This window comes from Clostridium zhoujianii (genome assembly GCF_051590805.1).
GTDB lineage: Bacteria > Bacillota > Clostridia > Clostridiales > Clostridiaceae > Clostridium.
On the sequence record NZ_JBPUTF010000003.1, the window covers coordinates 213,887 to 225,777 of the forward strand.

At 32.9% G+C, this 11,891-nt stretch carries 9 protein-coding genes and 21 tRNA genes; 28 read left to right on the forward strand and 2 right to left on the reverse strand.

What is annotated here, in order from left to right:
- Positions 1-15 precede the first annotated feature (15 nt).
- Both ligA and ACSYT2_RS15795 read left to right on the forward strand, forming a co-directional pair.
- Positions 16-2,007 carry an NAD-dependent DNA ligase LigA gene (gene ligA, locus ACSYT2_RS15790; RefSeq protein ID WP_430857610.1) on the forward strand — a complete coding sequence of 664 codons (1,992 nt, stop codon included), beginning with the start codon at positions 16-18 and terminating at the stop codon, positions 2,005-2,007.
- Position 2,008: 1 nt separating this feature from the next.
- Entirely contained in the window at positions 2,009-2,278 is a 270-nt protein-coding gene (locus ACSYT2_RS15795; protein WP_430857609.1) for a hypothetical protein, read from the forward strand.
- A gap of 128 nt (positions 2,279-2,406) precedes the next feature.
- Here the strand turns inward: ACSYT2_RS15795 and ACSYT2_RS15800 are convergent, their stop codons facing one another.
- Positions 2,407-2,664, reverse strand: coding sequence for a hypothetical protein (locus ACSYT2_RS15800; protein WP_430857608.1), 258 nt, complete (start codon positions 2,662-2,664; stop codon positions 2,407-2,409).
- A gap of 152 nt (positions 2,665-2,816) precedes the next feature.
- On the opposite strand from ACSYT2_RS15800, the gene ACSYT2_RS15805 reads away from it, so the two are divergent.
- Positions 2,817-4,310, forward strand: a complete 1,494-nt coding sequence (locus tag ACSYT2_RS15805) for an ABC transporter substrate-binding protein (RefSeq protein ID WP_430857607.1) — start codon at positions 2,817-2,819, stop codon at positions 4,308-4,310.
- A gap of 38 nt (positions 4,311-4,348) precedes the next feature.
- Here ACSYT2_RS15805 and ACSYT2_RS15810 read toward each other — a convergent pair whose 3' ends face one another.
- Positions 4,349-5,899, reverse strand: a complete 1,551-nt coding sequence (locus ACSYT2_RS15810; RefSeq protein WP_438385165.1) for a hypothetical protein — start codon at positions 5,897-5,899, stop codon at positions 4,349-4,351.
- Between the two features lie 91 nt (positions 5,900-5,990).
- Here ACSYT2_RS15810 and ACSYT2_RS15815 point away from each other — a divergent pair, with 91 nt between their 5' ends.
- The 25 genes from ACSYT2_RS15815 (at position 5,991) to ACSYT2_RS15935 (ending at position 11,078) form a co-directional block, all read left to right on the forward strand.
- Entirely contained in the window at positions 5,991-6,968 is a 978-nt protein-coding gene (locus ACSYT2_RS15815; RefSeq protein WP_438385166.1) for an AIR synthase family protein, read from the forward strand.
- A gap of 20 nt (positions 6,969-6,988) precedes the next feature.
- Positions 6,989-7,738 (forward strand): ribonuclease PH, encoded by a 750-nt coding sequence (rph, locus tag ACSYT2_RS15820; protein ID WP_430857604.1) that lies wholly within the window; start codon positions 6,989-6,991, stop codon positions 7,736-7,738.
- A 4-nt stretch (positions 7,739-7,742) separates the two neighbouring features.
- On the forward strand, positions 7,743-8,354 hold the full coding sequence (locus ACSYT2_RS15825; protein ID WP_430857603.1) for an XTP/dITP diphosphatase: 612 nt from the start codon (positions 7,743-7,745) through the stop codon (positions 8,352-8,354).
- 31 nt (positions 8,355-8,385) lie between these two features.
- The gene (locus ACSYT2_RS15830) at positions 8,386-8,862 is read left to right on the forward strand and encodes a metallophosphoesterase (protein WP_430857602.1); all 477 of its coding nucleotides are present in this window, start codon (positions 8,386-8,388) and stop codon (positions 8,860-8,862) included.
- A 189-nt stretch (positions 8,863-9,051) separates the two neighbouring features.
- Positions 9,052-9,127 (forward strand) — tRNA-Pro (locus tag ACSYT2_RS15835).
- Between the two features lie 5 nt (positions 9,128-9,132).
- Positions 9,133-9,206 (forward strand) — tRNA-Gly (locus ACSYT2_RS15840).
- Positions 9,207-9,281: 75 nt separating this feature from the next.
- Positions 9,282-9,358, forward strand: a tRNA-Arg gene (locus ACSYT2_RS15845).
- Positions 9,359-9,363: 5 nt separating this feature from the next.
- A tRNA-His gene (locus ACSYT2_RS15850) sits at positions 9,364-9,439 on the forward strand.
- Positions 9,440-9,442: 3 nt separating this feature from the next.
- A tRNA-Gln gene (locus ACSYT2_RS15855) sits at positions 9,443-9,517 on the forward strand.
- Between the two features lie 3 nt (positions 9,518-9,520).
- A tRNA-Lys gene (locus tag ACSYT2_RS15860) sits at positions 9,521-9,596 on the forward strand.
- A gap of 18 nt (positions 9,597-9,614) precedes the next feature.
- Positions 9,615-9,698: transfer RNA gene (locus ACSYT2_RS15865), tRNA-Leu, on the forward strand.
- Between the two features lie 4 nt (positions 9,699-9,702).
- A tRNA-Gly gene (locus tag ACSYT2_RS15870) sits at positions 9,703-9,777 on the forward strand.
- 6 nt (positions 9,778-9,783) lie between these two features.
- Positions 9,784-9,857, forward strand: a tRNA-Gly gene (locus ACSYT2_RS15875).
- A 24-nt stretch (positions 9,858-9,881) separates the two neighbouring features.
- Positions 9,882-9,958, forward strand: a tRNA-Arg gene (locus ACSYT2_RS15880).
- 6 nt (positions 9,959-9,964) lie between these two features.
- Positions 9,965-10,040 (forward strand) — tRNA-Pro (locus tag ACSYT2_RS15885).
- Between the two features lie 21 nt (positions 10,041-10,061).
- A tRNA-Gly gene (locus ACSYT2_RS15890) sits at positions 10,062-10,136 on the forward strand.
- 6 nt (positions 10,137-10,142) lie between these two features.
- Positions 10,143-10,216 (forward strand) — tRNA-Gly (locus ACSYT2_RS15895).
- 24 nt (positions 10,217-10,240) lie between these two features.
- A tRNA-Arg gene (locus tag ACSYT2_RS15900) sits at positions 10,241-10,317 on the forward strand.
- A gap of 6 nt (positions 10,318-10,323) precedes the next feature.
- Positions 10,324-10,399: transfer RNA gene (locus ACSYT2_RS15905), tRNA-Lys, on the forward strand.
- A gap of 8 nt (positions 10,400-10,407) precedes the next feature.
- Positions 10,408-10,483 (forward strand) — tRNA-His (locus ACSYT2_RS15910).
- Positions 10,484-10,488: 5 nt separating this feature from the next.
- Positions 10,489-10,563: transfer RNA gene (locus ACSYT2_RS15915), tRNA-Gln, on the forward strand.
- Between the two features lie 3 nt (positions 10,564-10,566).
- Positions 10,567-10,642, forward strand: a tRNA-Lys gene (locus tag ACSYT2_RS15920).
- A gap of 18 nt (positions 10,643-10,660) precedes the next feature.
- A tRNA-Leu gene (locus ACSYT2_RS15925) sits at positions 10,661-10,744 on the forward strand.
- Positions 10,745-10,747: 3 nt separating this feature from the next.
- Positions 10,748-10,821, forward strand: a tRNA-Gly gene (locus ACSYT2_RS15930).
- 180 nt (positions 10,822-11,001) lie between these two features.
- Positions 11,002-11,078, forward strand: a tRNA-Arg gene (locus tag ACSYT2_RS15935).
- Positions 11,079-11,891: the final 813 nt, after the last annotated feature.

Consider the following 11,891-nt stretch of genomic DNA (forward strand, 5'->3'; position numbering starts at 1 on the left):
TAGGAGGGTTCATTTGTGGATAATAGGAAAAGGATAGAGGAGCTTGTAGAAGAGTTAAATAGATATGCTTATGAATATTATGCTTTAGACAATCCTACTGTTACGGATAAAGAATATGATCTAAAATATGATGAATTAAAAAAATTAGAAAAGGAAGAAGGATATGTACTTCCATATTCACCAACATTAAGAGTTGGTGATATAGTTTTAGAAGGGTTCACAAAGTATACACATAAAGCACCTCTTTGGAGCATGGATAAGGCCCAAACTGTGGATGAATTAAGAGATTGGCATAATAGAAATAAAAAGTTCCTTGAGGAAATGAGAGCACAAGGAGAAGATTTACCAGAATTAAAGTATATTCTTACAAAAAAGTTTGATGGATTAACAATTAACTTAACATATGACCAAGATGGTGTTCTTGTAACAGCAGCTACAAGAGGAACTGGTACTATTGGTGAGAATGTTACATCTCAGGTCCAAACTATTAAATCAATTCCATTGAAAATTAATTCAAAGGATATATTTGAAGTCCATGGTGAAGCCATAATGACTGTGGAAGCCTTCGAAGAATATAATAAAACTGCAATAGTTCCATTAAAGAATTTAAGGAATGGAGCAGCAGGTGCTTTAAGAAATTTAAATGTTAAAGAAACAGCTAGTAGAAATCTATCAGCATTTTTCTATGATGTAGGATATAAAGAAGGTATAGGATTTAAGACATATTTAGAAATGATCGATTTTATTAAAGAAAAGGGTTTGCCAGTGGATGATTATATTGAAGTATGTCATTCAATTGAGGAGATAGAAAAACAAATTCAACATATAAAAAATATAAGATTTGATCTTAATTATGATATTGATGGATTAGTTATAGCCATTGACGATATAAGAACTAGGGAGTTATTGGGATACACAGTAAAGTTTCCTAAGTGGGCAATAGCATATAAGTTTGAAGCACAAGAGGCTACTACAAAGCTATTAGGTGTAGAGTGGAATGTGGGAAGAAGTGGGAGAGTAGGTCCAACTGCGATACTTGAACCGGTAGAACTTGCAGGAGTAACTGTAAAGAGGGCTACATTAAATAATATGGATGATATAGCTAGAAAGGGTGTAAGAATAGGAGCAGATGTATTTGTTAGAAGATCTAATGATGTTATTCCTGAAATAATGGGAATAGTACCTGAAACTCTTGAAGGATCAGAGGAAATATCTGTGCCAGAACTTTGTCCTGCTTGTGGAAGCCATTTAATATTAGATGGAGCACATTATTTCTGTGAAAATACATTATCATGTAAGCCACAAATGGTTAAGAGTATTGTACATTATGCATCTAGATCTGCTATGAATATAGAAGGATTTTCAGAGAAAACTGCAGAACAATTATTTGAAAAACTTGATATTAGATCTATTTCGGATTTATATAAGCTTAAAAAGGAAGAGCTTCTAACATTAGATAAGTTTGGTGAAAAGAAGGCACAAAAGTTACTTGATGCAGTAGAAAAGAGTAAGAAGTGTGAATTATATGCGTTTATATATGCACTAGGTATTCCAAATGTAGGTGTAAAGACAGCTAAAGATTTAGTAGGTAAATTTAAGTCTTTAGAAAATTTAAAAAATGCTACTTTTGAAGAACTTGTAGAAGTGCAAGAGGTAGGAGATATAGTAGCTAAGTGTGTATTAGAATTCTTTAAAGAGGAAAAAGTAATAGATACAATAAATGAACTTTTAGAGCTTGGAGTATCACCTCATTATGAAGAGATTGAAATAATCGCAAGTAAGTTTGAGGGTAAGACGGTGGTAGTTACAGGAACTCTTAAAAATTATAGTAGGGGAAGTATAAAAGAAAAGCTCGAGTTACTAGGGGCTAAGGTTTCTGGAAGTGTGAGTAAAAAAACTAATTATGTTCTTGCGGGAGAAGAGGCAGGATCAAAACTTGCTAAGGCTTTGGATTTAGGAGTAAAGGTAATTTCAGAGGAAGAGTTTGAAGAAATGATAGGTGAATAAAATGAAAAAGCTCATAAATATATTAAGTATTTTATCAGCAATCGTAACAAGTATATTAATTATATGTACTTTTGCAACTTTGTATCAGTTTTTTTATGTAGGACAAATATTTAATTCATATATGCCAATACAAGTTGGAGCTGCTGTAACCATGGGATTTTTATCAGTTAGGTTTTGGATAAGTGAAAATGGGAATAGAAAGTTTATATATTCCTTACTAAGTTTATCTATATCTGTAATATTATTTTTTTCTATGACAGTTATAAAATAGAATGGACATTATAAAATGAAGGTTAGAGAAGTTATATCCCAGGAAAAAAAACAAATATAATAGCAAAAGTGGATTCAATTAAGATATTGAATCCACTTTTGCTATTATTTGTTTGAATTTTTAATAATTTAGTAGGGTGATGAACCATCGCCATTTTCAAGATCTAATAGATCTGTGAAATCCTCTGTTACTATATCATTTGTTTCATCTTGAGTTTTATTTCCTAAGTTATCAAGTTTTTGATATATTTTTTCTAGGATATAATTTTTATATCTTAATTGACGGAATGCCTTTAAAGCAACTATAAAAAGCCAGATGCCAATAAACATAAATGTAGCCATAAAAAGTATAGCTAATATACATGTAGCTCCAAATAAAATTGACATAAAGAAACCTCCTATAAAATTAATAATACAATTATATCACAGTAATATAGAAAAACTTAATAATATTTCCTTATAAATTAAGAGTTGAATATGTTTAGTAAGATGTTGTAATGGATATAATTTTAAATAATTAGATCAAAAGGAGATAGCCTATGAAGAAAATTATTATTTCTCTAGTATTCTTATTATTGATAATAGCCTTTTTTATTGGCTTTATTGAAATAGATAATACAAAAGAGGTGGCTAGAGGTGAAGGGATTGTATATTCAGTAGATAAAATACCTAATAATTTAAGCACTATTACTAATCTATCCAAAAGGGATGAGGATATTATATGTGCTACTAGCAAGGGGTTAGTGGAGAAAGATATGGAGGGGAATGTTGCTCCATCTCTAGCAAGGGATATGGTTATTAAAGATGAAGGTATAGAATATGAATTTACATTGAATGATGATATATATTGGAATGATGGCAGTAAGATAGATGTGTCGGATATAAGTAACTTCTTTAAGGAGTTAATAAAAGAAGAGGATGAAAGTAATATAGAAGCTATATTGGATATATATGGAGCTAAAGAGTTTAAAGATGGAAAGACTACATTTGAAAAGGGTGTAGCTATATCTACAGAGGGGAATATTATAAAAATTAGGCTAAATAAGAAAAATGAAAATTTTATGAGTGAATTAACAAAGCCACAATATAGAATAAGAAAGAATATACCTCTTTGGAGTAATTTGAATAAATCATATAAAAATATTGTATACTCAGGAGAGTATTATATTAGTAGTGTAGGAGAGGGAAATATTCAATTAGCTAGAAATAAAAAATATAGTGGTAGTGGACCAGAAAAAATATCAATACTAGAAGATGAAAATGAAGAGCTTGCTATGGCATCATTTGAAATAGGGAATAGAGATGTTGTTTTAAATCCCCCTAAAAGTCAATTATCTAGACTGAGTAATGATAATAAACTAATTACATTTCCATCTAATGAAGGTAAGTACTTAGCTATGAGAGGTGATAATGAGAACTTATCTGCTATAGATAGGCGAGAAATATACAAGATAATATATGAAGCAACAGAAGGGTTTGAAGGTGAGAATCCAGAAAGAATAGAAGTGGCAGAGGGTAGTTATTTTAGAGAAGATAAAGAGGATTTAACTAAACTGCAAACAAGAAAGGTTAGCATAAATAAAGAGGAAGAGTGGAAAAAGCCAGAGGTAATAAATTTATTAGCTAAAGATAATGATGATAATAGGGATTATTGCAAGTATTTAGTGAGTTGGTTCAAAGACAAGGAGGGTATAAATTTAAGATACTCACTTGTTAGTGAAGAAGAGTTAAAAGATGTAGAATTACAGAAGAGATATGGTGTCATACTTTTTAATGCTAATGCCTATGGAAAAGAAAGATTAGAATTTTATAAAAATATAGAGAGTATTTTGAGTGGAGATGAAAAGAAACTTTTTAATGAGGAATTAATTAAGGGGGACTTTAACTTTACTAAAATTGAAGAAGAGTTATTTAGCAATTATAGAATACTTCCTATAATGTTTTTAAATAATAATGTGGCAATATCAGATAGGATATCCTCTATTTCATCAGATGGAAATGGGAATATAGACTTTAATGGAATATGGAAATAGATGAATAGTAAAGAGCTGAGATTAAACCCAGCTCTTTACTATTCATCATCTTTAGATGGTTTATATTCTTCTAATAAGTTTTCTCTATTTTCTTCATCTTCTTTCTCATTAATATCTTCTAGAGGCTCAGATTCATCAAAAGTAGAATCCTCATTGCGATTAATGCTATCTAGCAAGTTTAGTTCATTATTAAAATTCATTTCACCGAGAATTTCATCTTTTAAGTAATAAATAAAGGTGAAGAAAATTAACATATTCTTGTCACTATCAAAGGAATCCTTTGATCTAGTAAATGAGTCCTTTTTGCGAGAGTAAGTAATATTTTTCACAAATATAGGAGCAATACCAGAGCTTTCTGGTGAAGGAAGATTAGGCATTCTAAAAAAGCTCTCATCCAACATATCCTCAGAATTTAGTGATAGACCTCTATATCTTTCAACTTCATCTAAAGTAGGAGCATCCGGCCAACTAGACACTATTCCAGAATTGATAAAGTATTTTTTATATAAAGATGAAATCATATTCTTAGAGTCGATACTACTATCCTTATTTCTTGAGTGTAGGAGAATAGCCAGGAAGTAGAAAGATATTTCTAATGAGGAATATTTAATATCTTTTTTATCGGTAAGCTTTAAGAAAATACCATTTTCCTCATCATAAAGCCCCTCAAGTTTATCAAAGATTTCATTACTTTTTTCTTTGAAGGCAATTATATCAGTATGTTTAAAGGAATCTTCTAAGCTTATGGCTAGCATGCAGCAACTATCTAGAGAATTAACATAATAATCTTTTTCATCAAATTTATTTATAAGAAAGTCACTTAGGTCTATTAACAATGTTTTACAACGTTCTTCTTTTGAAAAATCATAGAAAACATTAAAAGCTAATAGTATCATACACCCTTCATCAAAAGAAATATTATAGAGTGCTTCTTTAAAATCAAAGAACATATCTAAAATTTGAAGAGAGAAACTTTTATAGTCGCTACTAACTGGATCTTCAGGATTATATAGTGAATATAAGTAGTATGCATTCATCATAAAAGCCTGATCAGAAAAATTGAATTTCTTATCTTTTTCTATAAGGTTATAACCTTTGGCATTTCCTTCAGAAATATTTTTCTTTTTAATAAAAACACCTTCTGAGTTTCTAAGATTCTCAGAATAAAAATCAAGTTGTTCCTTACAGAGAAAAATATAAGATTTTTCTAATGAAGTAACATGCTTATGTCTTCTTTGATAATGTCCATAATAATCACTAAGCTCTAATAGACATAAAGTCATCAATGCATTGGTAGATGGATTTATTTCTTTTTTAAAGGATGATTCATCAAAACCATGTGAAGTCTTACTGTGTATAAAAACTGGTGATGCTTTCCTATAGAGGCATATTAGTGGAGAAAAATTATTTAATATGCTAATATCATTTGTAGAAGAAGATTTTTTAGAAGCTCTAAATGAGGAGAGTATTCCGCATTTAGAGTTAAGTACTATAGTTTTTACAGCCTCTTTTGATAAGTAGAAAAGTTGTCCACTTATATCCTTTTGAGAAAGACTATTCATTCTAAAAAATGGGCCTATATATCTCAAAATATTCACCTCATATTTATTATTCTTATTAATTAATATGAGAAGAATTTTGAAATAGTGCATAAAATCAAAATTAAAGGAGATTTTTTTGATGAAGGAAGGTAAACTAAATTTTGATGACTTGAGAGAGATGATTCAAAATAGTAGAAAAATAAAGAGAAGTGAAGTTGTAGTAAGAAATGATGTTGGAGAAGATTGCTCAGTTATAGATTTTGGAGGATGTGAAGGGGTATTTTCAACAGATCCAATAACCGGTGCATGTGAAAATATCGGTAAGTTAGCAGTAAATATAAATTGTAATGACATAGCATCATCAGGTGGAGAGCCAATAGCTTTGCTTGTAACGATATTGGCACCAACAGGCTCTACACTAGAAGAGATAAATGAAGTGATGAAAGAAATCAGTGAAGAAGCAGAAAAAATAAATGTAGAAATAATAGGAGGTCATACAGAGGTTACATCAGCAGTTAATAGGTTGATAGTATCTATAACTGTAATTGGAAAAACTCTTAAGGGAGCTTCTGTTAGAACCTCAGGAGCTATGATTGGTGATGATATAGTAGTTACTAAGGATATTGCTTTGGAAGGTACATCAATATTGGCAAATGACCAAGAAGATAGATTGAAAAAAGTATTAAATAGTAATGAATTAAAAGAGGCTAAAAATTTAATTAATAATATTAGTGTTTTAAAAGAAGGAGGAATTGCAGGGAGAGTAGGAGTTAATTCCATGCATGATATTACAGAAGGCGGACTTTTAGGAGCTTTATTTGAAGTTGGCATGGCATCGGATACGGGATTTATAGTATATGAAGAGATGATTCCTATATTAGATGTTACTAAAAAAATATCAGCTGAACTTTCGATAGATCCTTTAAGATTAATATCCTCTGGAAGTATGCTTATAACATGTAAATGTGGAGAAGAATTAGTTAAGGCATTGAATGAAGAGGGGATAAAGGGTTCAATTATAGGAAAAGTTACAAAAAGTAAGGGCGTTTTAGTTTCAAATGGGGTAAAATTAGAAGTGGAAGAGCCAAAAAGAGATGAGCTGTTTAACATAAAATAAATTCAGAAGGTGATGATTGCATGAGAATAGATGGAAGAAAAAATGATCAATTGAGACAAGTTAAGGTAACTAGAAATTATACTAAGTATGCAGAAGGTTCTGTATATATTGAAGTTGGAGATACAAAGGTTTTATGTAATGTATCAGTAGAAGAGAAGGTACCTCCATTTTTAAAAGGATTAGGAGAAGGATGGATAACAGCAGAATATAATATGTTACCAAGATCAACTGGTAGTAGAAAGGTTAGAGATATAGCAAGATTAAAAATAGATGGAAGAACTATGGAGATTCAAAGATTAATAGGAAGAGCTTTAAGGTCAGTTGTAGATTTAAAAGCTTTAGGAGAAAGAACTCTTTGGATAGATTGTGATGTGATTCAAGCCGATGGTGGAACTAGAACAACATCTATATCAGGTGCTTTTATAGCTATGGTAGATGCTGTTAACAAGATTCATAAGACTAAACCTTTTAAGGTATATCCAATAAGAAATTTTGTTGCAGCAACAAGCGTAGGTATTGTGAAAGATGAAAAAATGATTGATTTATGCTATGAGGAAGATTCAAGTGCAAAGGTTGATATGAATGTAATAATGACTGATGAAGGTGGATTCGTGGAGTTACAAGGTACAGGGGAAGAAAGTCCATTTAGTAGAACAGAATTAAATGCCCTTTTGGACTTAGGAGAAAAGGGTGTTAAACAAATGATACAAATTCAAAAAGATTCATTAAAAATGGATGGACTATGGATAGGTACAGGAGGAAATGATTAAAAATATGAAAAAGATTATATTAGCTAGTAATAATGCTCATAAAATAGAAGAATTTAAGGAAATATTAAAGGAATTACCTATTGAAGTTAAATCATTAAAAGATGAGAATATTGATATTGAAGTAGAAGAAGATGGTAAAACCTTTGAAGAAAATGCTAAGAAAAAAGCCAGTGAAATAGCTAGCTACCTAAAGGATAGAGGAGATAATAATTATATTGTAATAGCAGATGATTCTGGACTTGAAGTAGATTATTTAAATGGTGCTCCAGGGATATATTCTGCAAGATATGCAGGTGAACATGGAGATGATTCAAAAAACAATATTAAACTATTAGCTAATTTGAAAGGAGTTCCAACTGAAAAAAGGGGTGGAAACTTTGTATGTCAATTAGCATTGATAGATAGTAATAATAATTATATGGCTATTAGAGGGGATGTAAGAGGTATTATTTTGGATGAGTTATCTTGTGAAGGTGGATTTGGATATGATCCATTATTCTTTTACGAACCATTAGGAAAGAGTTTTGGCGAACTAGCAGGAGAAGAAAAAAATAAGATTAGCCACAGGGCAGTAGCCTTAAAAAAGTTAAAAGAGAGAATAGGAGAATTTATATAGAATCTTTTAGATAGATTAAGGAGGGATACTTTTGTTAGTTGCTGTAATTAGTGATACACACAGAATGCCAAAGTATATAGATATAGCTAAGGAATATATAAAAGAGGCAGATGTTTTAATACATTTAGGAGATAATTCTGAAGATATTGAAGAATTAACAAGAGAGTTTAATGGCCAAGTGTATGGAGTAAGAGGTAATTGTGACTTTAGCAATAAATATCCTAAGGAGCAACTAATAAATATTAGTGGAAAAAGGATATTTATAACTCATGGAGATTTATATGGAGTAAAGTATGGTATGACTAATATTTATTATAAAGCTAAAGAGGTAGAAGCTGACATTGTTTTATTTGGTCACACTCATGAACAGATGATAGAAGAAGAAGGCAATATAATCTTTATGAATCCAGGAAGTATTTCTTTACCAAGATTAAAGGGTAGATATATTGGTTATATTAAATTAGAGGAGAACAAAAAGCCGGATATTTATCTTAAAGAAGTAAAATAGTTACATTTATAATAGGAAATAAATTTTAATTTTCTAGATGTGTAGTCTTAAATAAATTATAATATCTGATCATATCTTTAATTTACTAAGTTTTTCGCTATAATATATTTTTATTTAAAAAAAGTATTGACGGATTAATTCTCATAATGTAGAATAGTCATTGTCGCTGAGAGATGCGGCATATGACTCCGGGGTGTGGCGCAGATGGTAGCGCGCATGGTTTGGGACCATGAGGTCGCAGGTTCGAGACCTGTCACCCCGACCAGTTATGCAGGTATCGTATATCGGTAATACTCCAGCCTTCCAAGCTGGAAAGGTGGGTTCGATTCCCACTACCTGCTCCACAAAAAACTAGGTAAAAAAACCTTGACAAATGTGGAAAGATATCATAAAATAAAAATCGTTCTGAAAATGAATATGCGTCTTTAGCTCAGCTGGATAGAGCAACGCCCTTCTAAGGCGTGGGCCAGGAGTTCGAATCTCTTAAGACGCACCATTGTGGTGAATGTAGTTCAGTTGGTAGAGCGCCAGTTTGTGGCACTGGTTGTCGTGGGTTCGAGTCCCATCGTTCACCCCAGATAGGGATATCGCCAAGCGGTAAGGCACCACACTTTGACTGTGGTATTCGTAGGTTCAAATCCTGCTATCCCTGCCAGATGGTTTACTAGCTCAGTCGGTAGAGCACTTGACTTTTAATCAAGGTGTCCGGGGTTCGATTCCCCGGTAAGCCACCAAATTTTAATTATTGCCGTGCAGATGTGGCGGAATTGGCAGACGCACTAGACTTAGGATCTAGCGCCTTTGGCGTGGGGGTTCGACTCCCTTCATCTGCACCATATTGCGGAAGTGGCTCAATGGTAGAGCGCCACCTTGCCAAGGTGGATGTTGCGGGTTCGAGTCCCGTCTTCCGCTCCATAATACGCAGGTATCGTATATCGGTAATACTCCAGCCTTCCAAGCTGGAAAGGTGGGTTCGATTCCCACTACCTGCTCCATAAAAGTTTAAAAACTTTAAGCATGCGTCTTTAGCTCAGCTGGATAGAGCAACGCCCTTCTAAGGCGTGGGCCAGGAGTTCGAATCTCTTAAGACGCACCATTAAACCGGGGTGTGGCGCAGATGGTAGCGCGCATGGTTTGGGACCATGAGGTCGCAGGTTCGAGACCTGTCACCCCGACCAAATAAGTTTAGTATTACAGTTGCGGAAGTGGCTCAATGGTAGAGCGCCACCTTGCCAAGGTGGATGTTGCGGGTTCGAGTCCCGTCTTCCGCTCCATAATATGCAGGTATCGTATATCGGTAATACTCCAGCCTTCCAAGCTGGAAAGGTGGGTTCGATTCCCACTACCTGCTCCATAAAAGTTTAAAAACTTTTAATATGCGTCTTTAGCTCAGCTGGATAGAGCAACGCCCTTCTAAGGCGTGGGCCAGGAGTTCGAATCTCTTAAGACGCACCATTATATGCGCTATTAGCTCAGTTGGTAGAGCACCTGACTCTTAATCAGGGTGTCCCGGGTTCGAATCCCTGATGGCGCACCAATGTTGTGGTGAATGTAGTTCAGTTGGTAGAGCGCCAGTTTGTGGCACTGGTTGTCGTGGGTTCGAGTCCCATCGTTCACCCCATACGCAGGGATATCGCCAAGCGGTAAGGCACCACACTTTGACTGTGGTATTCGTAGGTTCAAATCCTGCTATCCCTGCCAGATGGTTTACTAGCTCAGTCGGTAGAGCACTTGACTTTTAATCAAGGTGTCCGGGGTTCGATTCCCCGGTAAGCCACCAAATTTCAATTATTGCCGTGCAGATGTGGCGGAATTGGCAGACGCACTAGACTTAGGATCTAGCGCCTTTGGCGTGGGGGTTCGACTCCCTTCATCTGCACCATATGCAGGTATCGTATATCGGTAATACTCCAGCCTTCCAAGCTGGAAAGGTGGGTTCGATTCCCACTACCTGCTCCAATAAGCAACTTAAACAAGTTGCTTTTTTTCATTTTATAACTATAAATATGTGTAAGTCTGTGGATTAATTAAAAGTTATGCACAGAGAAAGATTATATAGTTAAAATAAGTGTGGATAAAACAATAACTATTTATACTATAGCTATCAATACTAGTTGATAGTAGAATTAGATATATTATGCTCCTATAACTCAGGTGGATAGAGTGCAGGACTTCGAATCCTGATGCCCCCCGTTCGAACCGGGGTAGGGGTACCAAAAAAAGACTGTATCAGATTAAGTTTAAACTTAATCTGATACAGTCTTTTTTGTGTGCAATATTTTATACAATAAATACTATATAATTACATCTAAGTGATTAAATTTAAGGAATAATAATAAGAAGGTTAATTTATATTTTTCATAAATTAATTGTGCTATTTTAATTTTCGATAAATTTCAATAACTTGTGAATATTACCCCTTTCGGGAATTTGATTTCCAATAGAATAATAGAAGTTCAATAAGAAGGAGGCCATAAAATATAAAAAGGGATTTATTTTTATTGAATATTTTTAAAGGTCTTATGTAAATTTATTATATTGATTTTAATATGTTGGATTAATAATTTAATATAATAAATATTGAAACAAGTAAAATATTTTTTTATATTCTCTCATTATAATGAGGATATAATCCATAAAAAGAATATAATAACATAATATAGAATAATAATAAAAGAAACTTATCCTAGTGTATCAATAATAGAAAAAGTGTGAAAAAGATAGAAAATAAGAGAAATACAAATATAATTATATAAAATGTTATTTAGTAGTAAAGTGATAGATTAAAGCTGTGATAGAATAATTCTTGTCCTCAGCGAGAGAGCGAAAAAACACAGAAAAAAAGTGTTGACAGCAATCGGCTAGAGTGATAAGATAAAAAAGTCGCTGAGAGGCGCAGAGATCTTTGAAAATTGAACAGATATATAAGTTAAAAACCAGCAATTCTTTTTATGAGTAAGTTTTTGAGATTAAGATTAAACTTTTTATTGAGAGTTTGATCCTGGCTCAGGACGAACGCTGGCGGCGTG